General features: G+C 35.0%; 20 protein-coding genes. All 20 read left to right on the forward strand.

The window, feature by feature from the left end; translation table 11 throughout:
• Window positions 1–235: 235 nt before the first annotated feature.
• Window positions 236–1,036, forward strand: a complete 801-nt coding sequence (locus BN3326_RS18470) for a YoaP domain-containing protein (protein WP_070000736.1) — start codon at window positions 236–238, stop codon at window positions 1,034–1,036.
• Entirely contained in the window at window positions 996–1,880 is an 885-nt protein-coding gene (locus tag BN3326_RS18475; RefSeq protein WP_070000737.1) for an SPL family radical SAM protein, read from the forward strand. Before BN3326_RS18470 ends, BN3326_RS18475 begins: the two co-directional genes overlap by 41 nt.
• 129 nt (window positions 1,881–2,009) lie before the next feature.
• On the forward strand, window positions 2,010–3,500 hold the full coding sequence (locus BN3326_RS18480; protein WP_070000738.1) for a TRM11 family SAM-dependent methyltransferase: 1,491 nt from the start codon (window positions 2,010–2,012) through the stop codon (window positions 3,498–3,500).
• A gap of 266 nt (window positions 3,501–3,766) precedes the next feature.
• Window positions 3,767–4,879 (forward strand): TMEM165/GDT1 family protein, encoded by a 1,113-nt coding sequence (locus BN3326_RS18485; protein WP_070000739.1) that lies wholly within the window; start codon window positions 3,767–3,769, stop codon window positions 4,877–4,879.
• Between the two features lie 278 nt (window positions 4,880–5,157).
• Entirely contained in the window at window positions 5,158–7,266 is a 2,109-nt protein-coding gene (locus tag BN3326_RS18490) for a BglG family transcription antiterminator (protein WP_070000740.1), read from the forward strand.
• Window positions 7,267–7,341: 75 nt separating this feature from the next.
• On the forward strand, window positions 7,342–8,739 hold the full coding sequence (locus BN3326_RS18495; RefSeq protein ID WP_070000741.1) for a PTS mannitol transporter subunit IIBC: 1,398 nt from the start codon (window positions 7,342–7,344) through the stop codon (window positions 8,737–8,739).
• 164 nt (window positions 8,740–8,903) lie between these two features.
• A complete protein-coding gene (locus BN3326_RS18500) occupies window positions 8,904–10,772 on the forward strand; it encodes a PTS mannitol transporter subunit IICBA (RefSeq protein WP_070000742.1) in 1,869 nt (622 codons plus the stop codon).
• A 49-nt stretch (window positions 10,773–10,821) separates the two neighbouring features.
• Window positions 10,822–11,748, forward strand: coding sequence for a 1-phosphofructokinase (gene pfkB / locus BN3326_RS18505; RefSeq protein WP_070000743.1), 927 nt, complete (start codon window positions 10,822–10,824; stop codon window positions 11,746–11,748).
• Window positions 11,749–11,766: 18 nt separating this feature from the next.
• A complete protein-coding gene (locus BN3326_RS18510; RefSeq protein WP_070000744.1) occupies window positions 11,767–13,026 on the forward strand; it encodes a zinc-binding dehydrogenase in 1,260 nt (419 codons plus the stop codon).
• Between the two features lie 11 nt (window positions 13,027–13,037).
• Entirely contained in the window at window positions 13,038–13,310 is a 273-nt protein-coding gene (locus BN3326_RS18515; RefSeq protein ID WP_070000745.1) for an HPr family phosphocarrier protein, read from the forward strand.
• Between the two features lie 9 nt (window positions 13,311–13,319).
• Complete coding sequence (ptsP, locus tag BN3326_RS18520; protein ID WP_070000746.1) at window positions 13,320–15,038, forward strand: phosphoenolpyruvate--protein phosphotransferase; 1,719 nt, start codon at window positions 13,320–13,322, stop codon at window positions 15,036–15,038.
• A gap of 90 nt (window positions 15,039–15,128) precedes the next feature.
• Window positions 15,129–16,310, forward strand: coding sequence for a methyl-accepting chemotaxis protein (locus BN3326_RS18525; RefSeq protein WP_070000747.1), 1,182 nt, complete (start codon window positions 15,129–15,131; stop codon window positions 16,308–16,310).
• A 290-nt stretch (window positions 16,311–16,600) separates the two neighbouring features.
• Complete coding sequence (locus BN3326_RS18530) at window positions 16,601–17,380, forward strand: IclR family transcriptional regulator (RefSeq protein ID WP_070000748.1); 780 nt, start codon at window positions 16,601–16,603, stop codon at window positions 17,378–17,380.
• Between the two features lie 334 nt (window positions 17,381–17,714).
• Window positions 17,715–18,344, forward strand: a complete 630-nt coding sequence (locus tag BN3326_RS18535) for a bifunctional 4-hydroxy-2-oxoglutarate aldolase/2-dehydro-3-deoxy-phosphogluconate aldolase (protein ID WP_070000749.1) — start codon at window positions 17,715–17,717, stop codon at window positions 18,342–18,344.
• Window positions 18,345–18,411: 67 nt separating this feature from the next.
• The gene (locus BN3326_RS18540; RefSeq protein ID WP_070000750.1) at window positions 18,412–19,377 is read left to right on the forward strand and encodes a tripartite tricarboxylate transporter substrate binding protein; all 966 of its coding nucleotides are present in this window, start codon (window positions 18,412–18,414) and stop codon (window positions 19,375–19,377) included.
• A 74-nt stretch (window positions 19,378–19,451) separates the two neighbouring features.
• Window positions 19,452–19,901 carry a tripartite tricarboxylate transporter TctB family protein gene (locus tag BN3326_RS18545; RefSeq protein ID WP_070000751.1) on the forward strand — a complete coding sequence of 150 codons (450 nt, stop codon included), beginning with the start codon at window positions 19,452–19,454 and terminating at the stop codon, window positions 19,899–19,901.
• Between the two features lie 11 nt (window positions 19,902–19,912).
• Window positions 19,913–21,427: a tripartite tricarboxylate transporter permease gene (locus BN3326_RS18550; protein ID WP_070000752.1), complete on the forward strand. Its 1,515-nt coding sequence runs from the start codon at window positions 19,913–19,915 to the stop codon at window positions 21,425–21,427.
• Window positions 21,408–22,415, forward strand: a complete 1,008-nt coding sequence (locus tag BN3326_RS18555; protein ID WP_070000753.1) for a 2-dehydro-3-deoxygalactonokinase — start codon at window positions 21,408–21,410, stop codon at window positions 22,413–22,415. Before BN3326_RS18550 ends, BN3326_RS18555 begins: the two co-directional genes overlap by 20 nt.
• A 48-nt stretch (window positions 22,416–22,463) precedes the next feature.
• The gene (locus BN3326_RS18560; protein WP_070000754.1) at window positions 22,464–23,204 is read left to right on the forward strand and encodes an SDR family NAD(P)-dependent oxidoreductase; all 741 of its coding nucleotides are present in this window, start codon (window positions 22,464–22,466) and stop codon (window positions 23,202–23,204) included.
• A 48-nt stretch (window positions 23,205–23,252) separates the two neighbouring features.
• A complete protein-coding gene (gene kduI, locus BN3326_RS18565; RefSeq protein ID WP_070000755.1) occupies window positions 23,253–24,080 on the forward strand; it encodes a 5-dehydro-4-deoxy-D-glucuronate isomerase in 828 nt (275 codons plus the stop codon).
• Window positions 24,081–24,148 lie beyond the last annotated feature (68 nt).

Raw genomic sequence — 24,148 nt, forward strand, 5'->3', positions numbered from 1 at the left:
CACCAATTGAATACAGGCAATATCTCATGAATAAAGCTGCATAAAAAATAACGCCAACCAGAATCTAGGGTTGACGTTATAACTGATTTTTATTTTTTCCACTGTCCACTTGACAGGGAGCACTTCATATTACCCTTACTGGCTTATTTTTTAAACCTAAAAAAATATTATATGACAGACCGTTGTCAGGGTATTAGATGTATACTTAGTGTATTAAATTACGTTGGAGGGACAAATGGAAATTATAACTGTTAATCATAGTAATATTGATACGGAGCATATTTGTTGTGCGATTTCTGATAAAAAAGGTGAAAACTGTGTTTCATCAAAAAAAGCCTGGTTAAAAGAACGCTTTAGTGAAGGGCTAGTATTTAAAAAAGCCAATGTACGCGGTAAAGTATTTATTGAATATATACCTGCTGATAGGGCCTGGTGTCCAATTCATGCAAAGGATTATATGTTTATTAACTGTTTTTGGGTATCCGGTCAATATAAAGGGCAGGGCATCTCAAACTTATTGTTAAAAGAATGTATAGCTGATAGTCAAAAACAGGGAAAAGAGGGTCTTGTTATAGTTTCTTCAAAAAATAAGCTCCCCTTTTTATCTGATCCCAAGTATTTGAAGTATAAAGGCTTTCTATTAGCAGATACGGCTAGTCCTTACTTTGAGTTATTGTATATGCCTTTTAACGAAAAAGCAGAAAAGCCAAGTTTTAGGGCATGCACAAAAAGCGGACAAATATATAAAAAGGATATTGTTTTGTATTATACAAATCAATGCCCTCATACTGAAAAGTATGTTGAGAAAGTAGCACAGATTGCGAAAGTCAGGGGAGTGGCTTTTACATCAGTTAAATATAAATCAGCAAGTGAAGCGCAAGGGGCACCTTCGCCTTTCACGACATATAGCCTTTTTTATAATGGCATATTTGTAACAAACGAAATATTATCTGAGAAAAAGTTTATAAAATTTCTTGAGGAAAAGGGACTAGGATATGGAGTTTATTCAGGCAAAGACTATCTTATCGGGCTATAGTACCGGCTATTCTTGGTTTGGCAATAATTATAACATGAATATTTATAAGGGCTGCTCTCATGGTTGTATTTATTGTGACAGTCGCAGCGAATGTTATAGAATAGACCATTTTGATCAGGTAAGGGCAAAGGAAAATGCTTTAACTCTAATTGCACAAGAACTTAAATCAAAACGTAGGAACGGTGTCATTGGTACAGGGGGCATGAGTGATCCTTATAATCCTTTTGAAAAAAAGTACTGTTTAACAAGAGGGGCATTGGAGTTAATTCATAAATATCGCTTTGGAGTTTCTATTGCAACTAAAAGTGATTTAATTACAAGGGATTTAGATGTACTAAAGGCAATAAAAACACATTCGCCTGTACTTATTAAAATGACCATCACCACCTGCGATGATGACCTGTGTAAAAAGGTAGAACCCAATGTGATAGTAGCATCAAAGCGGTTTGATGCTATTTCTGAGCTTTCAAGTCAGGGGATATTTGCAGGACTATTACTCATGCCCGTACTCCCTTTTTTAGAGGACAATGAAGAAAACATAAGAGGCATCATAAGTATGGCCTATGAAAGCGGCGCAAAATTTATTTATCCGGCTTTTGGGGTAACACTTAGACAAAATCAAAGAGAGTGGTATTATAAAAAGCTTGATCAGCATTTTCCAAATTTAAGTAAAAAGTATGTCGAGCAGTTTGGAAATGCGTATGAATGTCATTCTCCAAGTGCAAAAGTACTATGGAAAATGTTTCAAAAGGAATGTGAAAGACTTGGTATTCTTTATAAAATGCATGATATTATTAAAGGCTATAAGCAAGACTATGGCAATAATCAGCTTTCGTTTTTTTAGATCTTTAATTTTTTATTAAATATTATAAAGGATTAAGGGATAGGTGGTTGCCGAGTATAAAGAAAAGTGATAGTGTTAAGTCATATGACTAAACTTCAAAAGAAGTTTACTAAAACGTAAGGAGAAATAATGATTAGAGATATTTATGAAAACATATTAAAAGGTCAAGAGATAAGAAAGAATCTTATAGCGCTAAAAATGGAATTAAAAGAAGCCCATAATAAAACAGCTTTTCTTTATGGACTGGCAGGGGATTATACTGCTTTATACAAGCTATTAGAAGCCGAGGATCCTAAAGTACGTAAAAATGCAGCTTTAATAATGGGTGAATTAGCGGTTCCAGAATTTATGAATAAGTTGTATGCAGCCTATCAAAATGAAGATAAATTATTTATTAAAAGTGATTATCTTACAGCGATTCGTCATTTCGACTATCATGTTCTTTTAGAGAAGTTTAAAAAAAGATTAGATTTTTTAACAAGTAATACATTTGAAGAAACAAGTCTTAAACATGTTCGTGAAGAAATTAGAATTTTGACAGATATGCTTATTAAGATGGAAAAGCCGAGTATGCATGAATTTACTGGCTTTAATGAGCTGTCTGATCTTATTTTGCTTACAAATAGAGATCATCAAAAGATAACATTAGATCAAATAAGTAAAGGTATTTCAAAAGAATTTGGAGCAGGGGTACTAGTCAGAACAAAAGACCTTCATGAAATTATAAATATTAGAACGTTTTCAGATCTGCTATTTCGTTTAAATGATGTTAGTGCCACAGAGCATACACCCAAGGCTGTTGCCCGTGCGATCTATGAGGGAGGGATACTGGCGTTTTTAAATACAAGACATGAAGGGACGCCGCCGTATTACTTCAGAATAGAAATTAAAAGTAAGATGGCGCTCGATAAGAAAAGTATCTTTGCTAAGAAAACAGCTTCAGAGCTTGAAGGCCTCTCAGAAAGACAATTGATTAATTCAACGTCTAATTATGAGGTTGAGATTCGGTTAATTGAGAGTAAGGAGGGGGCGTTTAATGTGCTCATTAAGCTCTATACCATTAAAGATCAAAGATTTAAGTATAGGAAAAACGCTGTTGCAGCCAGTATAGCACCTGTTAATGCAGCCCTTATTGCTGCACTTGCAAAAGATTATTTAAAAGAGGGTGCACAAGTATTGGATCCGTTTTGCGGTGTTGGAACAATGCTGATTGAACGCAATAAATGTGCTAGGGCTAAGACAATGTATGGGCTTGATGTTTTTGGAGAAGCCATAGATAAAGCCCGTGAAAATTCAGCAATAGATGATACAGTTATTCATTTTATTAATAGGGACTTTTTTGACTTTAAACATGAGTATTTATTTGATGAAATATTTACGAATATGCCTGCTAGAGGTGGCAGAAAAACAGAAGAAGAAATAGAACTCCTATACATCAAATTTTTTGAGAAAGCGTTGGAAGTATTACAAGATGAAGCAATTATTGTTATGTATACAAGAGACAAAGAGCTTGTTAGAAAGCATATAAGGTATAGCACACAGTATACTATGCTGAAGGAGTATGAGATCTCTAAAAAAGAGGATGCCCATGTTTGTATTTTGCAGGCAAGAAAATTATAGTTAATACCTATAAAAAAATGGATAATATTACTTTATACTATTGATAAATCAATAAGGACATGCTATAGTAAAAAAAGTTATAATGTTTTCTAAAAGGGAGTAGCTGTGTTTTAGACATAAATAGGGTCAACATGATGGAGCAATCCTGGTCCTATTTGCTTTAAAATTAATTTTAAAGGAGCGAGACTTTTAGATTAGTGTGCTTAGGGTATACTAATTTAAGAGTTTGCTCTTTTTTTTATTTAAATGATAATGGAGGATGGGCTATGTTACAGGAATTTATCAGGGCGATGTTTTTGATTTTTATGGCAGAAATGGGGGATAAGACACAGATACTGGCTATAGCATTTGCAACAAAATACAAAGTTAAAAAAGTTCTTATGGGTATATTTATCGGATCACTTTTAAACCATGGATTAGCAGTTATATTAGGAGCGTATCTTTCAACGCTTATTCCAATTCAAACCATACAAATAATCGCAGGATTTTCTTTTGTAGTCTTTGCTTTATGGTCTTTAAAATTAGAAGAAGACGCGGAAAAAGAAAAAAAGAAAGAAAATTTTGGAGCAGTTATTACAGTTGCTATTGCTTTTTTTATTGGGGAACTTGGCGATAAAACACAACTTACAACGATTATGCTGGCAGCAGATGCGCGTTTTCCTTTTATTATTCTAATGGGAACTGTTTCGGGAATGGTGATTACCGGGGGACTAGGGATTATTGTAGGAAGTAAGCTTGGAGATAAAATTCCTGAACTTGCCATTAAACTAGTATCAGCTTCGATATTTATGTTTTTTGGGGTAACAAAATTATATGCAGCATTACCAACTGCCTATATTAATCAGGTAAGTCTTACTATTTTTGCCCTATTATTAAGTGGGACTACAGCTTGGATGCTAGTACCTTTATTTAAAATACACAAACAAGGTAAACTATCTGCTTTTAAGCAAACAGCAAAGGAACTTTATGCCTTTTATCACCAAATGAATCAGCAAATGAATCATATCTGTTTGGGTGAAAGTAAGTGCGGTGCCTGTCAAAAAAATAATTGTATTATTGGCTATACCAAAACGCTTATTAAAAAAGGAAATGATGGGGAGGAAACTACTCAGCTTTATCATTTAATAGACCTTCAAAAAAGTCTAAGCAAAAATTATGATCGGGATAAGATTATAGAGGGATTAGGCATAACTTTAAAATTTATAAAATATTATCAGGGTTCTGAGGATGAGTTAGATGCTGTCAATCAGATAAGACAAAATCTTGAGATGCTTTTATTTAATAAGCACATCGATGAAGTAAAAAACTTAGCAAAATACATTAAGTATATAGAACAGATAGATTCAAAAGCCGCAGATCAATTAATTGCAAATATGTAGGTTATTTAAAATAAAAGTAGTCAGCGACTGAAATAAAATTCTTTGGTTTTGAGACATAATAACTTAGTCTTGAACTGAAGAATTTTTTTGTTAGAGAAAAATAACTAAATAGAGATATGAAAAAGATATAACCTATTAAAATTTCCCTATTTTATAGGATTTGCAATTGTGTCACTTATAGAAATTGCCATAACTCTTTTTCTTTATCTTTACGATAGAGGAGATTACGTCATATACTTTAAGTACAACAGTTGTTCAACAAAGAGAGGTTGTTGAAAATGAAGTTAACTTCACGCATTAAAAAAATGATACATCTTTTATTAGAAGAAACCAATTATATAACGGTTCAGCTTATAGCTGAAAATACTAATATAAGTTCAAGAACTGTGATTCGTGAGCTTATATTAGTAGAGAATTGGCTAAACGAAAAAGGTATATTGTTAGAGAAGAAAAAAGGTACAGGAATAAGAATACAACTAGGTGTTGCTGAAAGAGAAAAACTAAAAGAATCTCTTATGGAAGAAAAAGCTGATCTTATTTATGAACCTGAGCAAAGACTTGTAATGTTAAAAGCAGAACTGCTCAAGAAGTTTGAACTCACAAAGCTTTATACTTTAACGAGACTATTTGGTGTGACAGAAGGAACTATTAGTGCTGATTTAGACAAGTTAGAGACGTGGCTTGAAAAGTACAATCTTACACTGACTAGAAAACCTGGACTTGGTATTTACATTGAGGGCAGCGAAATGTCTGTTAGAAGTGCTATAATTTCTCTTATTTATGAGCAGTTTCATGAGGCAGATCTTATTAATCTTATTATTAATAAAGAAAAGAGTCATGCTCCTATGAGTATGATTCAAAATAAGATTAATCAAGTTATACTGGAATTTATAGATATGAGCAATATAGAACTCGGCAAAAAGTTACTAGCTTATATTGAAGAACATATGGGATATCAAATTGCAGATAATTCTTTTGTAGCCTTAATTATTAGATTTAGTGTGACGGTAAAAAGATGTGAACAAGGCATATTTATTTCAAACAACCAGGAGTATCAGGAACCTGCTAAAAGCGAAAAGATTTTTTCACTAGTTAATAAATGGTTTCATATGCAAGAGTCACTCCCTTTTAATGAACTGCCACAAGAAGAAATTTATTATCTTGCTATTCATATAAAAGGGGCTAAGCTTCGGGAAACACTTTCTTATAATAAGATTTCTATGACCGAAGACTATAAGACCATTAAACTAGCTAAAGAAATCATCTATATTGCAGAAAAAGAAACAGGGATTTATCTAGAAGATAATGAAAAGCTATTAATAGGCCTTGTAAGACATTTAAGACCAGCTATTTATAGAATGAAGATGCATTTAGATATTATGAATCCATTACTTGAAGATATTAAGCAGATGTATCCTAAACTTTTTGAAACAACACGAAAATGTGCTCAGGTTATTGAAGTGAAAGAGCATGTAAATGTTCCAGAGGACGAAATAGCATACTTAGCAACCCATATTGGAGCAGCCATAAAGAGTGAAAAGCGTAATGTACGCAAAATATACCGCGCAGTAGTGGCCTGTACTAACGGTATTGGTGCATCACAGCTATTAGTAACAGAAATTGAAAAGGAATTTCCTAGTATAGAAATAGTAGAGGTTATTTCAACCATTGATATGCGAGCTTTAAGCTTGGCAGAAGATGATGTTGATTTAATCATTTCAACAGTACCTATTGCTAACTGCGACTTACCTATTGTTATAGTAAATACTATTTTAGGAAGCCAAGATAAAAAAAGAATAAAAGAAGTTCTGGAGAATGTCTTGCCAGAAGATATTCCAGATAAAAAAATTAAAACGATATACTTTAGAGAAAAGTTAAAAACTCTAAAACTATATAGTGACTTAATGCTGCAGGTTATGGACAACTTTTCTTTCGTTGAGAGAGTATCGTTAGAAGATGTTAATGAACTTATTCAGTTTGTAAGCACACAAGTTACTACAACTAGTGCTAATCGTATTGAACTTGAAAATGCATTTATAGATAGAGAAGAAAAAGGTTCAACGATTTTGGGTAAAAAAGGTATGATGCTTTTGCACTGTAGGTCAAGAGCTGTTAATGAGCTTTACGTAATGGTTGTTAGATTAAAAGGCACAATACTCATTAATAATACAAGAAGTGAATTATCTGAAATTAATACGATTATTGTAATGATCGCACCCTTAGAAATTACCAGTCATGCCTTAGAAATCCTAAGTGAGATTACTAGAAAAACTATTACAAGTGATTTTGCAATAACTTTAAAACAAGGAACTAAGGAAGATGTTTATATGGGGATAAGTACTATTTTAGACAACTTTATACAAAACAGGGTGATGATCACAAAGTAACTGTTACTTAGTAGCAAGTTAAAAAATTCTAAGGAAGTAGCAATTATTAATAATTAATTATCAGGAGGGGTATATATGGAAAAAGCGAAGTTTCACGGCGGGGTTCAGAAGTTTGGAAGATTTTTAAGCGGAATGGTTATGCCAAACATTGGTGCGTTTATTGCATGGGGACTTATTACAGCACTTTTTATACCAACAGGATGGACACCAAATGAAAACTTATCTACACTAGTTGGCCCAATGATTACTTATTTACTGCCACTGCTTATTGGATATACAGGCGGCAAAATGGTAGCAGGTGCCAGAGGCGGCGTACTTGGAGCAATAGCAACAATGGGTGTTGTTGTTGGAGCAAGTATTCCAATGTTTATCGGGGCTATGATTATGGGACCGATAGGCGGATATGTGATTAAGAAATTTGATGAACTTGTAGATGGCAAAGTACCATCAGGTTTTGAAATGCTTGTGAATAACTTCTCAGCAGGGATCATCGGTACGCTTTTAGCACTGGCAGCATATCTTGGAATCGGACCAGTTGTAGAAGCATTAAGCACAGGTCTAGGATCAGGTGTACAGGCGATTGTTAATATAGGATTATTACCAGTGGCATCTATCTTTATTGAACCAGCTAAAATTTTATTTTTAAACAATGCCATTAACCATGGGGTGCTTGGACCACTAGGTATCGAACAAATTGATTCACTTGGAAAAAGTATCTTCTTCTTATTAGAAACAAATCCAGGCCCAGGTCTTGGAATCTTACTGGCTTACTGGGTATTTTCAAAGGGTTCTATCAAACAATCAGCACCAGGAGCAATTATTATCCATTTTTTAGGCGGTATTCATGAAATTTATTTCCCATATGTACTTATGCAGCCAAAGCTTCTTTTAGCAGCTATAGCAGGGGGAGCAAGTGGTGTTCTTACATTTGTAGTAACAGGCGCAGGGCTTGTAGCAACACCATCACCAGGAAGTATTTTTGCATTAATGGCAATGGCACCAAAAGGCGGCTTGTTCCAAGTGCTTGCAGGGGTAGTTGTATCAACAGTTGTAACTTTCTTAGTAGCATCTGTACTTATTAAAAAAACAGAGGAAGATGAAGAAGGGTTTGAAGCAGCGAAAGGAAAAATGGTCGATCTTAAAGGTAAGAAGTCAAGTGTTGTGCAAACAAAATCAAGTGTTGTAGCAACTAAGTCAGACGTTCAAAAAATTGTTGTAGCATGTGATGCAGGTATGGGATCAAGTGCTATGGGTGCAAGTAAATTAAAAAGCAAAGTAAAAAAAGCAGGACTTAATATTGAAGTTATTAATACTGCAATTGAAGCAATACCCAAAGATACAGATATTGTAATCACCCATGAAAAACTAACAGACAGAGCAAAATCATCAGCACCAAATGCACAGCATATTTCAATTAAAGATTTTATTAATACCCCAGTATATGACGAGTTAGTTGAAAAGTTGAAAAAGTAGTTAATTGATTTTTTATTAAATTTTTAGAAGATTAATAAAAATGTGTAAGGTGGTTATCATAACAATTATATGAGTTAGGTCGTTATGGTAACTGCCTTAAACTATCAAAAGATAACAAATAAATATAAAACATAAAACTATAATAATTATTAGGAGGGGCCTTTATGGAAAATACAAAGCTACACGGCGGGGTTCAAAAGTTTGGAAGATTTTTAAGCGGAATGGTTATGCCAAACATTGGCGCGTTTATTGCATGGGGACTTATTACAGCACTTTTTATACCAACAGGATGGACACCAAATGAAAACTTATCTACACTAGTTGGTCCAATGATCACTTATTTATTGCCACTGCTCATCGGATATACAGGCGGCAAAATGGTATCAGGTGCCAGAGGCGGCGTACTTGGAGCAATAGCAACAATGGGTGTTGTTGTTGGAGCAAGTATTCCAATGTTTATCGGGGCTATGATTATGGGACCGATAGGTGGATATGTGATTAAGAAATTTGATGAACTTGTAGATGGCAAAGTACCATCAGGTTTTGAAATGCTTGTGAATAACTTCTCAGCAGGGATCATCGGTACGCTTTTAGCACTGGCAGCATATCTTGGAATCGGACCAGTTGTAGAAGCATTAAGCACAGGTCTAGGATCAGGTGTACAGGCGATTGTTAATATAGGATTATTACCAGTGGCATCTATCTTTATTGAACCAGCTAAAATTTTATTTTTAAACAATGCTATTAATCATGGGGTGCTTGGACCATTAGGGATAGAGCAAGTAGGAACACTTGGAAAAAGTATCTTCTTCTTATTAGAAACAAATCCAGGTCCAGGTCTTGGAATCTTGCTGGCTTACTGGGTATTTTCAAAGGGTTCTATCAAACAATCAGCACCAGGAGCAATTATTATTCATTTCTTAGGCGGTATTCATGAAATTTATTTCCCATATGTACTTATGCAGCCAAAGCTTCTTTTAGCAGCTATAGCAGGGGGAGCAAGCGGTGTTCTTACATTTGTAGTAACAGGCGCAGGGCTTGTAGCAACACCATCACCAGGAAGTATTTTTGCATTAATGGCAATGGCACCAAAAGGTGGACTGTTCCAAGTGCTTGCAGGTGTAGTTGTATCAACAGTTGTAACTTTCTTAGTAGCATCTGTACTTATTAAAAAAACAGATGAAGATGAAGAAGGGTTTGAAGCAGCGAAAGGAAAAATGGTCGATCTTAAAGGTAAGAAATCAAGCGTTGTACAAACAAAATCAAATGATGTAGAAATAAGATCAGATGTTAATAAAATCGTTGTAGCATGTGATGCAGGTATGGGATCAAGTGCTATGGGTGCAAGTAAATTAAAAAGCAAAGTAAAAAAAGCAGGACTTAATATTGAAGTTATTAATACTGCAATTGAAGCAATACCTAAAGATACAGATATTGTAATCACACATGAAAAGCTTACAGATAGAGCAAAATCATCAGCTCCTAATGCACAGCACATTTCTATAGATGATTTTATTAATACTAATGTCTATGATGAACTTGTGAAAAGATTAGCAGCTACTGGGAAAACAGGCTATACACCTGAGACTGAAGTACAGGGAGAACAAAATACAGCGCTTAGTAAAAAAAATATTAAGTTAGGACTTAAAAGTGTAAGCAAAACAGAAGCTATTAAAATGGCGGGACAGTTACTTGTAGATGGTGGTTATGTAGATCCTGAATATATTGATGCGATGTTACAAAGAGAAGAAGATTTAACAACTTATATAGGAAATGGTACAGCTATTCCTCATGGCGTAAGCGATGCTAAAGAAAGAATTCATAAAACAGGTATTAGTATTTTACAGTTTCCAGACGGTATTGATTTTGGAGAAGGCATTGCTTATTTGGTAATAGGGATTGCAGGAATAGGCAATGAGCATCTTATGATTTTAGCTAATTTAGCAGAAATGTTAGAAGAGGAATCTAAAGTAGAAGAATTAAGAAAAACAACAGATGTAGATTATATGTATAAACAATTTACAAGACAATAATCAGTGTTTAATAGATTAAAATAGAAGTAATTTAAGGAAGGAAAAAGCCATGATTTATACAGTAACACTTAATCCAGCTGTGGATAAAACGATTATACTAAGCAACTTATTAGTAGATCAGGTTAATCGCGCAGAAACAGTTAGGGAAGATGCCGGGGGAAAAGGGATTAATGTCTCTAAGATGATCAAAAACCTAAAAGGTGAAAGCTTAGCACTGGGAATTTGTGCCGGAAAAACGGGTGTATTTATACAAGATCAGTTGGATAAAATAGGTATTAAGCATCATTTTATTCAAGCCGAAGGACAAACAAGAACGAATATAAAAATTGTTGATAAACGGCATCAGACCTATACGGATATTAATGAGACCGGTGCGCCTGTTTCAGATGAAGTTTTAAAACAGTTAGAAGAACTTATTTTTAGTTATTTAACTGAAGGAGATTTTTTAGTACTTGCAGGAAGTGTACCTGCTAATGTTTCTAAAGCTATTTATAAGAAATGGATACAAAGAGCCAACTTAGTTCAGGCTAAAGTTATTTTAGATGCAGACAGAGAGATGCTAAGAGAAGGGATTGATGCAGAGCCCTATCTTATCAAACCTAATATTCATGAACTTGAGGAACTCTGCGGCCAGAAAATAGAAACGATTGATAAGGCTATTAAACTTGCAAAGAGCTTATTAAAAGGTAAAACTGAGGTAATTGTAATCTCAAGAGGTGAAAAAGGATGTATTGTTGTTACACAAAATGAACAACTGATGATAGAAGGGCTTAAAGTTCCCGTTAAAAGTACTGTTGGTGCAGGAGACTCTATGGTAGCAGCGCTTGCTCATGCATTAAATAATAAAGCTTCACTTAAAGAAGCCATTACACTTGGCGTAGCGGCTAGTGCAGCGACAGTTATGCAAGAAGGTACGATTATGGGTGAATGGGATACGATAGAAGCACTCAAGCAAAAGATTAACATTATTATTTAGAAGATTGGAGATAGAAGAATGAAAACAAGAGCAGTAAGATTATATGATGTGAATACATTAAAACTAGAGGAATTTGACTTACCGGCTATTAAAGACGATGAAATACTGGCTAAAGTTGTATCAGACAGTGTTTGTATGTCAACCTATAAAGCTGTTATTCAAGGATCTAAGCATAAAAGGGTACCAGAAAACATTGCAGAACATCCAACAATTATGGGGCATGAGTTTGCAGGGGTTATAGTAGAGGTAGGTAAAAAGTGGCAAGATCAATTTAAACCAGGTGAAAAATTTGCTATTCAGCCAGCGCTTAACTATAAAGGCAGTCCTTATGCACCAGGTTATTCATTTGAATTCTTCGGTGGTAATGCAACTTATACGATTATCCCTCAAGAAGTTATGGAACTTGGATTTTTATTAAAATATGAAGGTGAAGCTTTTTATGATGCTTCATTATCAGAGCCAATGTCTTGTATTATAGGCGGTTTTCATGCAAACTACCATACAGAAACAGGCAAATATGTACATCATATGGGTATTGTTGAAGGGGGTAAAATGGCACTTTTAGCAGGTGTTGGACCTATGGGACTTGGTGCCATAGACTACGCGCTTCATTGTGACAGAAGACCAGGCATTCTTGTTGTAACTGATATTGATGAAGCAAGAATTAACCGTGCAAAAACATTATTTAGTGAAGAACATGCAAAAACATGTGGTGTTGAGCTTATTTATGTGAACACAAAAGACATTGAAGACGTACCAGCCCACCTAAATAGTATTGTAGGGGGCACAGGCTATGATGATGTTTTTGTATATGCACCTATTCGCAAACTTATTGAAGATGCAGATAAGATCTTAGGTAAAGACGGCTGTATGAATTTCTTTGCAGGTCCGACAGATACAGAGTTTTCAGCTTCTGTTAACTTTTATAACATTCATTATACACCTACCCATATTATGGGCTCGACAGGCGGTAATGATGATGATATGAGAGAGTCACTGGAAATGTCTGCAAAAGGATTAATTAATCCCGCAGTTATGATTACACATGTTGGAGGAATTGATAGCGCATCAGAGGCTATTTTAAATCTGCCCAATATTCCAGGTGGCAAGAAATTGATATATAATGGGATTGATATGCCTTTAACTGCACTTGAAGACTTTAGGACAAAAGGAGAAAGTGATCCTTTTTATAAAGAACTTGCAGATATTATTGATAAACATAAAGGATTATGGTCAGCAGAAGCAGAGCGTTATTTATTAAATCATTTAGAAAAATAAAGGAGATTATTATGGAAAAAATTACTTTAACACTCACAAACCCTCAAGGCATGCATGCAAGACCAGCAAGCCTTCTTACAAAACTTGTAAAAGATTTTAAGTCTGAAATTTATTTTTATAAAAACGACATAGATAATAAAAAGTATCAGCCAAAAAGTATTCTTTCAGTAATGTCAGTAGGAGCTGCCCAAGGGGATAAGTTAACTTTTGTTGCAGAAGGAAGTGATGAAAAAGAGGCTATTGGGGCCATTACAACTTTCATTCAAAGTGGATGTGGCGAGTAGGAGGACATTATGACCAGCATACAAGGTACACCTATATCACCGGGCATAGCAATAGGAAAAGTTCTGATAAAAAACACTGTTAAACATGATATTCTTTTTATACAGGGGAAAGACAAAGAGCAGGAAAAAGATAGGTTTCATACTGCCAGAACAAAAGCCATAGAAGAAGTGACAAAAATTTATAATGAGATGATCCAGACAAAGGGTGAAAACGAAGCACAAATATTTGATGCGCATATTACAATGCTAGAAGACATTGAATTGATAGAGGGCGTAGAAGTAGCGATTGATGAACAAAGCTGCAATGCTGAATGGGCGCTGGATTGTGTTGCAAATCAATTTATTGCTATCTTTGAAGCTATGGAAGATGCTTATATGAAAGAGCGTGCTATGGATATAAAAGATATTACCAGCCGCATTCAAAGGCTTCTTGCGGGTACTGAAGCTTTCAATATTTTAGACCTGTCAGAACCGTCTATTATTATTGCAGATGACCTCACACCTTCAGATACGGCTCAGATGAATCCGGAGTTAGTTATAGGGATTATTAACGAAATAGGGGGACCGACTTCTCATGCTGCAATTATTGCCAGAATGCTGGGAATACCTTTAGTAGTTGCACCTCACATGACTGAACTCACATCAAATGGGCAAATGATGGTTTTTGATGGAGAAACAGGGGCGATTTATACTGATCCGACTGAAGAATGTATTAAAACCTATAAAGAAAAGCAGATTAAACTCGTAAACAAAAGAGCAGCTTTAGAACAGCTTAAAGGAACCAAAAGTATCACATCAGACGGCATCAAAGTTGAGCTTGCAGGCAATATTGGTGTGCCAAAAGATGTGAAGATGGTATTAGAAAATGATGGAGAAGGCATTGGTCTTTTTAGAACAGAATTTCTTTATATGAGCAGAAGTGATTTTCCAGATGAAGAAGAGCAATTTCTTGCTTATAAAGAAGTTTTAGAAAAAATGGATGGGCGCCCAGTAGTCATAAGAACGCTTGATATAGGGGGCGATAAAGAATTAGATTATCTCGAGATTCCAAAAGAGATGAATCCCTTTTTAGGATGCAGAGCAATTCGGTTATGCCTCAAAAACCCTTTACTATGGAAAGTGCAAGTTAGAGCTTTACTTAGGGCAAGCGCTTATGGGGAGCTTCGTATTATGATACCGATGATTGCTGATATGGAAGAGTTAATAGAGGCTAAATCAGTTATAGAAGAGACAAAGGAAGAATTAAGACAACAACGTATACCGTTTAATGAGCACGTCGAAGTAGGTATGATGATGGAAACACCAGCTGCAGCGATAATGGCTGACTTGTTTGCAGAGGAAGTTGACTTTTTTAGCATTGGGACTAATGATCTTATTCAGTATACTATTGCTGTAGATCGAATGAATACAGATGTAGCACACTTATATTCATCTTACCAGCCAGCAGTTATCCGTTTAATCAAAAAAATTGTTGACAGTGCTCACGCAGCTGGTATTTGGGCTGGGATGTGCGGTGAAGCTGCAGCTGATAAAAAACTAATTCCATTATGGATTGGTATGGGGATCGACGAATTAAGTATGTCTCCGAGATCGATTTTAGAAACACGAGAACAAGTCCAGAACTTATCGCAAAAACAATGTGCACAAGTAGTTGATGAAGTAGTATTATTAAAAACTAAAAAAATGGTTGAAGAGAGATTGAATAAGGAATTAACTGAAGTATTATAGCCTAAAAGGTAAAATAAGAGCATGTGAATAGTTTTTCACCTGCTCTTATTTTAAAACCAAAGCTAATACATCAAAATGGGGGAGATACAATTGAAAAAAATCTTAAATATGAAGGTGTTAACTATTTTAGCAATTCTCTTACTAGGTTTTAATGTACTGCTCAGCTTATTAGTTTATTTCATGCAAGCTTGGCTAAGTATCAATTTTAAAGAACCATTTGTACAAATCATTTTAGTCGCTATCGGATGTATTACGAGTGTAGTGCTTATTGGTTTTATCATTTTTTCAAAAGTTATTAATAGGCATATAAAATGTATTTATGAATGGAGTTATGCTATATCTAAAGATAATTTTACCTATGAGATGCCAAATAGTAACGTAGATGAAATGCGTTTAGTTTATAATAATCTAAGCGACATTTCAGAAAATCTAAAGACTACACTGCAACAAATAGAAAAAAATAAAAAGCAAAATAATGTTTTGCCAGAGTACTTAATAAATACAAATCAAGAGCGAAATAACTTTATAAACAATATAGGCAAATCCATACAAGAAGTTAAAACATCTACACATGTGCAGGCGAGTATGTCGAGCAAAATAGCTGATTCATCTGCAACCATTACTATAGGAATGGAAAAGATCGACGGTGACTTGCAAAATGTAGTTGAATCGTTTGTAGCAGCTTCTTTAAAAGCAGAAGAAGGTGCAAATGTCATTGATTTAGTTTTTAAACAAATGCAGTCAATAGGGAAGAAATTTGAGATATCAACAAAAGCAATTGATCATTTAGAAGATAACTCAAAGGAAATAGGCCGTATTGTATCGCTCATTACGAGTGTTGCACAACAAACTAATCTTCTGGCTTTAAATGCTGCGATAGAAGCAGCTCGCGCAGGAGAACAAGGAAAAGGGTTTGCGGTAGTTGCAGGAGAAGTTAAAAAGTTAGCGGAACAATCAGCCAGTGCAGCCAGTGAAATTGGTAATCTTATTCGTACAATACAGCTTGAAATTAAACATGCGGTTGTTTCCATGGGGGAGGGCAATGGCGCGATTGAGGCAGGTGTCTCTATGGTTGAAGATGCCGGTCAATTTTTCAATAATATTTTTAGAGATATAGAAGCAGTATCTAATCAAATGATGGATGTTTCAGCTATTATCGAAGAGGTGTTTGTGGCAACTCAAAATACAATAGAATCTGCCGAAGAAGTCTGTGCCATTTCATCGCAGATAGCGGAGCAGATCGATATTTTATCAGTAGATTTAAAAAGTTAGTAATGATAAATTAGAGATTGGCATTAAAAATCACCTTATAACGTGTGTTTAAGCACAAGGGAACTAAGGTGATTTTTATGATATTAAAGTATTTAAAGAGATAGACTTTAAGGGGAAATAAGGTTTTATAAGTTTTTGCTTGACTTTATGAAACGACAGTCATATAATTAGTTATACAAAGCAATGTGAACAAAAAAAAATATTAACTTATAATTATTTTGTTTGATATAGCTACATAAAACTAGAGTGAAACCAAAATTTGTAAAATCTATTGTGGAAGAAGGCTGAAAATGAAAGAATATAAGGAGGGGGCTGTACAATCTGTTGACCGCTCACTTATTATTTTAGAAGAGCTTGCGAGACATAAAAATGGTTGTGGTGTTACTACTTTAGCAAATATCTTGGGCTTACACAAAAGTACAACTCATAGATTATTAATGTCATTACTAAACAGAGGATATGTTAAACAAGACTTAGAGACAAATAACTATAGCTTGGGTACAAAGATATTACTGCTTGCAGGATCGTTATTAGAATCTATGGATTTAAGGATTATTGCGAAACCATATATTCAGGATCTAGCAAATAAAACTCAGGAGATTGTTCATCTTGCAGTACTTGATGGTGAAGAAGCCGTATATATTGATAAGGTAGAAAGTATAAGGGCAAATACTATTCGTATTTATTCTCAGATTGGTAAACGTGTACCGCTTCATTGTACAGGAGTTGGAAAAGTCCTTTTATGTGATATGGATTTTAACAGGGTCAAAGCCTTAGTAAAAGAAGAAGATATGACATATTATACGCCCAATACAATTACAAATCATAAAGACTTTGAAGCAGAGCTTAAAAAAATTAAGGCACAAGGTTATGGCTTTGATGAGATCGAACACGAAGAAGGTATAAGATGTGTGGCAGCCCCTATTTATGATCGATATGGTAAAGTTATTGCATCTATAAGTATAGCAGGACCAACCATTTATATTACGAAAGAACGGGTGCCAGAGCTTGTTCAGCAGATAACTGAAACGACAAAGATGATTTCTTATCAATTAGGTCATTTCAATTAAAAATATATATTGTTATTTTTATACAATATTACTGGAACGTGGTTTCATAATATGGAACAAACGAAATCCAAATATTTTTTTAACAGTAAAAGGGAACGGAGTTTCACATTGTGAAACAAATGATGGAATAGAGATATTCCACTATTTTTACAAAGATATAACGGAACACTGTTTCATTATGTGGAACGATTAGGCATTGAATAGGGTTTTAAGGTATTAGAATATACAAGGTTAATAACGGGAACATTATTGCATAATGTGAAAAACACACTGAAATAATGGATGCTGTTGTTTTAATAAACGTATTATGGAACTAAGAAGGAGGCTATTTAAGATGAAACAGCAAGTGTTAGAGAATATTTTAAATAAGAAAATAGTTGCTATCTTAAGAGGTTTAGAGTATGAAGATAACTTTAAGGTAATGGAGACGTTAATAGAAGCTGGGATCACAAATTTTGAAGTAACCTTAAATACAAAAAAAGCATTAACAATTATTGAAGAAGCATCTAAGAAATATGAAAAGGCGGCATACGTTGGAGCTGGAACTGTCAAAAGCAAAACAGATGCACTACAGGCTATTGAGGCGGGCGCACAGTTTTTGATTTCGCCAAATCTTTCAGAGGAATGTATAGAGGCAGCACTTCAAAAGAAAGTACTTATTGCACCAGGGGTATTTAGTCCCACTGAAATTGTTAAGGCGTGTGAATTAGGCTGTGAAATTGTAAAACTCTTTCCGGCAGTTGCACTGGGTGCAGAATACATAAAGCAGCTTAGAGGGCCATTGCAGGATGTTAAAATAATGGCTGTAGGTGGGATGGATCTTAGTAATATGGGAGCCTATATCAAGGCAGGGGTTAATGCATTTGGACTTGGGTCATGTTTAGTCAATACTAAACTTATAAGTGAAGGCAGATATGATTTATTAAAATCCCATTTCCAGGAATATGTAAACTTAATAAGTTAGATTTTGGGACATAATGTCTTAAAATAAATAGGGGTATATCAAAACTAAAAAATGCGGAGGTAAAAAAATGAAAAGACTTACAAAAAAAATAGGTTCAATAGTATTAATAGCAGCACTTGGAGCTACAATGTTAACTGGGTGTAAAAAAGAAGAAGCAAAATTTCCAAGTAGTCCTATTACAATGATTGTTCCATTTTCAGCTGGAGGCGGAACGGATATTGTTACAAGAGCAGTTGCAGATGCAGCCAAAAATCACTTTGCACAGCCACTTGTAGTTGTTAATAAAACAGGAGCAGGCGGTGCGGTAGGTATGGGTGAAGGTGCAAATTCGAAGCCAGATGGTTATACAGTTACAACAGTTTGTGTTGAACTAACAACATTACCACCACAAAATTTAGCACCGTTTACAAGCGATGACTTTAGACCAATTATGCAAATCAATGCAGAACCTGCGGCTATTACTGTGGCAGCAGATGCACCTTGGAATACAGTAGAAGAGTTTCTAACATATGCTAAAGACAATGCAGGAAAAGTTCAGATAGGTAATTCAGGAGTAGGTGCGATATGGCACTTAGCTGCAGTAGCTATTGAAAAAGCAGCTGGCGCTGAATTTAATCATATTCCTTATGAAGGCGCAGCACCAGCAGTTGCAGCACTTTTAGGCGGACATATTGAAGCAGTAACTGTAAGTCCAGCTGAGGTTGCATCACAAGTTGAAGCTGGTCAACTTAAGATACTTGCTGTTGCAGATAACGAAAGATCTAAATCATTTCCAGATGTACCAACACTTAAAGAAGTGGGCTATGATGTTGCAATTGGTACATGGAGAGGTTTAGCAGTACCAAAGGATACGCCAGATGATGTGATGAATGTATTAAAAGATGGATTTGGTAAAGCGGTTAAGGAAGAATCGTTTACTTCATTTATGGCCTCTAGCGGATTATCTATTGCAATATTAGATGAAGCACAATATAGAGAAAAAATGAATACAGAAAATAAATTTTTCAAAGATCTTGTAGCTGATATTAAATAATTCATTTTAAAGATATATAGATAGGTGAATACCCGTTATTTGCCTATCTATTACAACTTCATGGAGGTGCAATTGTGAAAAAGGGAAATATGATTATATCTATCCTTTTTATCTTAATTGGGATTTTTGTTCTTATAGAGATTACGACATTTCCAAGTATAGGCGGCGGTCAGATAACAGGTCCTGACTTTTTTCCAAGAATATTGGCTTTTAGTTTAATTGGACTCAGCATTTTGCTTTTTATATCAAGCATGCTCAGTAAGGATGAGAGTACAACAGGTTTATTTGAAATATATGCAATCAAGGCATATATTACAATGGTGAGTTTACTCGTTTATATGATACTACTTAATGTGATTGGTTTTATTATTGCTACGCCACTCTTTTTATTTGGACTTATTCGTTTTTATGGTATGAAACATTATCCCAAACTGGTTTTATCATCTGTTCTTGTTACAGGGATTATATACAGTGTGTTTAAACTGTTGCTAGCTGTACCGCTGCCAACAGGCATACTAGGTTAGGAGGAAAAGAAATGCTAGAACTACTTGGACATGGTTTGGCAGCAGTAATGAGCTTTGAAATATTATTTATGATAGCATGTGGTGTTGCAGCAGGTATTGCAATAGGAGCCCTTCCAGGCTTAACTGCAACAATGGGAGTAGCACTGCTCTTACCACTTACATTTGGAATGGATGCTGAAAGTGGCATTTTGCTTTTATTAGGTATTTATGCGGGAGCCATTTATGGCGGCTCAATCTCAGCAATACTTCTTAAAACCCCAGGAACACCAGCTGCTGCAGCTACAGCTTTAGATGGATTTGAAATGTCAAAAAGAGGTGAAGCCGGAAGAGCACTGGGAATATCTACAGTTTCTTCTTATATCGGTGGAACATTGAGTGTTATTTTACTTATACTTATCTCACCACAGCTTGCTAAGATCGGCTTAAAATTTAGTGCGCCTGAGTATTTTGCACTAGCGATGTTTGGACTTAGTATTATAGCAAGTGTTTCAGGAAAACATGTACTAAAAGGTATTATGGCAGGGGTAATCGGACTGCTTGTATCAACTGTAGGGATTGACATTGTAACAGGATATCAAAGATTTACTTTTGGTAATATGAATTTGTTTAATGGTTTTTCTTTTATTCCTGTTATGATTGGGTTATTTGCTTTATCTCAATCCTTTATCAGCCTTGAGGACATGATGAAAAAAATAAGTATCAAACAAACAGTAAGCCGTGTTTTGCCAACATGGGAAGATTTGAAAAAAGTTATACCAACGGCAATACGTTCTGGACTTATTGGGACCTTTATAGGAATTATACCGGGCGCGGGTGGAGATATCGGTGCTTTTGTAGCTTATAATGAAGCAAAAAGATTTTCAAAACATCCAGAGAAATTTGGAACAGGTATACCGGAAGCTATTGCAGCACCAGAAGCTGCAAACAATGGAGTAACAGGTGGTGCGATGGTGCCTTTATTAACACTTGGGATACCAGGAGACGCAACAACGGCTATTATGCTGGGGGCACTTATTATGCAGGGACTTCAGCCAGGACCACTTCTATTTAGAGATCACGGACCTTTAGTTTATACAATTTTCATTGGGTTTTTAACAGCCAATCTTTTTATGCTAATTCTCGGTTTTATAGGTATTAAATGGTTTACAAAAATTATAGCCATCCCATCTTACATACTTACACCTGTAATATTTGTACTGTGTATAGTAGGATCTTATGCCATTAATAATAACTTTTTTGATGTGATAGTCATGTTTATAAGTGGCATTATTGGTTATATCATGCAAAAGCTTGAGTTTCCTGCCTCGCCTATTGTACTTGCACTAATACTTGGGCCTATGGCTGAAAGAGAACTTAGAAAATCATTGATGATGTCAGGTGGAGAAATTAACGTTTTATTTACAAGACCTATTAGTGCTGTCTTATTGAGTATTGCAGTTGTTACGTTCTTCATGCCGATCATTAAAAATATAATTACACAAATGAGACAACGAGGGAGGAACATAAGTGATAGCAATAACAGTTGATGTTGGAACAACAAATAGTCGTATTAAAGTTATAGAGGGTCGTCAAATTCTTTCTACAGCCAGCACTAAAGTAGGGATTAAAGACGTAGCTATTACAGGCAGTCAGGATATTCTAGAATCCGGGCTTGCTAAAATTATTTTTGAAGGGTTAGAAAAAGCGGGTCGACAAATATCAGATGTAGAATACTTCGCAGCTTCTGGTATGATTACATGTAATCTAGGGCTCATGGAATTACCTTATCGCATAAGCCCAGTCTCTATGAATGATCTAATAAATGGCATTGAAAAGAAAGAATTTACTTGGTTAGAAAACAAACCTTTTTATTTTATACCAGGGGTAAAGAATGCTGTAGATCTACCTTCTATGGAAACTTTAAGTCAGATAGATGTTATGAGAGGCGAAGAAGTTGAAGCTTTTGGCATTATTGAGCTTTGCAATATCAAAGGGCCTGCACTTATGATTTTACCAGGATCTCATACAAAGTTTGTATGGATCAATGAAGCGAATGAAATTGAAAAGTGTTCGACAACGATGTTAGGTGAGTTTTTACATGCACTTGTAAATGCTACTATTTTATCAAGTTCAATATTACCTAGTCTCATTACAGAAATCGATGAAGAGTCTGTCAAAAAAGGTATAGCCTTTGAACTTGAAAATGGTGTAACGAAATCTGCTTTTGCAGTTAGGCTTATGGATATTCAACTAGATACTACACCTAATGAGCGGGCTAACTTTTTAGCAGGAGCATTGATTTGTAATGATATTAATCCAAATATTATATCAGATATCCAAAATAAATATCATCACATTTATATAGGAGGTTCTTCACCTTTAAAAGATATTTTCAAAGTGGTTTTAGAGGCTAAAGGCATTAGTGAAACTGATATTACTGTGCTTACAGATGATATTACAGACAGAGCGGCATCAACAGGTGCTCTGAAGATGGTAGAAAATCTAAGGACAGCTTACAAAAAACAAGTAATCTAGGTTAATTTTGAAAGATTAATTAATAAATATAAAAAAGGAGATCATACAATGGCACAAAAAGTTATTTTAATTACAGGTGGAACAAGAGGTATTGGTTTTACAACTGCAAAGAGATTTGCAAAAGAAGGTTATACTATAGCACTTAATGATATAGATCAAGCAGCAGGAAAAGACGCTATAGAAACCCTAAATAAAGAAGGTTATGAAGCAAGTTTTTTCTATGCTGATGTGACAAAGGAAGAAGAAGTTAACAGTATGATGAAAGCAGTAGCTGAGAAGTATGGTAAGATTGATGTACTTATTAACAATGCAGGAAGTTTATGTGGTAGATGCCCAGTAGAAGAAATGAGTACAGATTTTTGGAATAAAGTTTTAGCGCTTAATCTGTATAATCCCTTTTATTGTACAAGAGCCGTTATTCCTTATATGAAAAATGAGGGCGGAAGTATTCTTAACATTACATCTATCGCAGCATACAATGGCGGAGGCCCAGGTATTGCGGCATATGCTGCTGCAAAGGCTGCTATTTTAGCTTTTACAAGAGCTACAGCAAAAGAGTTTATTGGCTATAATATTAGAGTTAATGCGGTTTCACCAGGGGTTGTAGATACTGACTTCCATAGTGCAACCAATAAAGAACTTATGGAGAGCTGGAAACAAGGTATTCCTGCAAAGCGTTTTGGAACACCAGAAGATGTAGCAAATGCAATGTATTTCCTTGCATCTGAAGAGTCGAGTTATCTTGTAGGTGAAGTCATTCAAATAAATGGCGGTCAAGACTTTAGATAAATTTAATCACTCAAAGTATAAAATATAGAGCTATAAGGAGATTTAGTTATGCAGGAAAAACACATATCTCATTATAATGAGGTTAAGCACTTTGATACGGATCAATTAAGAGAAGCATTTCTTGTTAATGAATTATTTGTATTAAATACTATAAAAGCAGTTTACTCTCATGCAGACCGTATGATTATTGGAGGTGTTTATCCAGAAAACTCTCTTGATATTAAAGAACTAACACCACCTAGCCAAACTTTCTTTTTAGAAAACAGAGAGATGGGAATAATTAATATTGGCGGGCCTGGAGATGTTAAGGTTGATGGTGTATCATATCATTTGGAGTTAATGGATGGACTTTATATTGGTAAAGGACAACAGTCTGTTGAATTTTCAAGTCAAGATCCTAACAATTTAGCTAAGTTTTATTTTATAAGTACGGTAGCCAATGTAACATTCCCAACTACAATGATTTATAAAAAAGATGCCCAAAAACTTGAACTGGGGACGGCGCAAGCTGCTAATGAACGCGTGCTTTATAAGTACATTCATCCTAGTGGCGTTAAGAGCTGCCATTTAGTAATGGGATTCACGACGATGTTAGAAGGTAGTGTATGGAATAGTATGCCACCTCATATTCATGAAAGAAGAAGTGAAGTCTATCTGTATTTCAATATACCTCAAACAGATCTTGTATTTCATTTTATGGGATGTGAAGATCAAACCAGGCATATTGTGATTAGAAATGAAGAAGCAGTTATTTCACCGTATTGGTCTATTCATAGCGGTGTTGGTACAACAAACTATTCTTTTATATGGGCTATGTCAGGTGAAAACCAATTTTTCGCAGATGCCAGAGCTATTGAACTAACAAAAATAAAGTAATTATAAGTATAAGAAATTAATCAAATTAAAATACCTAGAGGAACGGTCAGTTTAGAGGTGACGGCTCC

The sequence above is a fragment of the Cellulosilyticum sp. I15G10I2 genome (assembly GCF_900095725.1).
GTDB lineage: Bacteria > Bacillota > Clostridia > Lachnospirales > Cellulosilyticaceae > FMMP01.

Coding starts and splice junctions, on each gene's coding strand:
- BN3326_RS18470 (WP_070000736.1), top strand. CDS start 236: ATGGAAATTATAACTGTTAATCATAGTAATATTGATACGGAGCATATT.
- BN3326_RS18475 (WP_070000737.1), top strand. CDS start 996: ATGGAGTTTATTCAGGCAAAGACTATCTTATCGGGCTATAGTACCGGC.
- BN3326_RS18480 (WP_070000738.1), top strand. CDS start 2,010: ATGATTAGAGATATTTATGAAAACATATTAAAAGGTCAAGAGATAAGA.
- BN3326_RS18485 (WP_070000739.1), top strand. CDS start 3,767: ATGTTACAGGAATTTATCAGGGCGATGTTTTTGATTTTTATGGCAGAA.
- BN3326_RS18490 (WP_070000740.1), top strand. CDS start 5,158: ATGAAGTTAACTTCACGCATTAAAAAAATGATACATCTTTTATTAGAA.
- BN3326_RS18495 (WP_070000741.1), top strand. CDS start 7,342: ATGGAAAAAGCGAAGTTTCACGGCGGGGTTCAGAAGTTTGGAAGATTT.
- BN3326_RS18500 (WP_070000742.1), top strand. CDS start 8,904: ATGGAAAATACAAAGCTACACGGCGGGGTTCAAAAGTTTGGAAGATTT.
- pfkB (WP_070000743.1), top strand. CDS start 10,822: ATGATTTATACAGTAACACTTAATCCAGCTGTGGATAAAACGATTATA.
- BN3326_RS18510 (WP_070000744.1), top strand. CDS start 11,767: ATGAAAACAAGAGCAGTAAGATTATATGATGTGAATACATTAAAACTA.
- BN3326_RS18515 (WP_070000745.1), top strand. CDS start 13,038: ATGGAAAAAATTACTTTAACACTCACAAACCCTCAAGGCATGCATGCA.
- ptsP (WP_070000746.1), top strand. CDS start 13,320: ATGACCAGCATACAAGGTACACCTATATCACCGGGCATAGCAATAGGA.
- BN3326_RS18530 (WP_070000748.1), top strand. CDS start 16,601: ATGAAAGAATATAAGGAGGGGGCTGTACAATCTGTTGACCGCTCACTT.
- BN3326_RS18535 (WP_070000749.1), top strand. CDS start 17,715: ATGAAACAGCAAGTGTTAGAGAATATTTTAAATAAGAAAATAGTTGCT.
- BN3326_RS18540 (WP_070000750.1), top strand. CDS start 18,412: ATGAAAAGACTTACAAAAAAAATAGGTTCAATAGTATTAATAGCAGCA.
- BN3326_RS18550 (WP_070000752.1), top strand. CDS start 19,913: ATGCTAGAACTACTTGGACATGGTTTGGCAGCAGTAATGAGCTTTGAA.
- BN3326_RS18560 (WP_070000754.1), top strand. CDS start 22,464: ATGGCACAAAAAGTTATTTTAATTACAGGTGGAACAAGAGGTATTGGT.
- kduI (WP_070000755.1), top strand. CDS start 23,253: ATGCAGGAAAAACACATATCTCATTATAATGAGGTTAAGCACTTTGAT.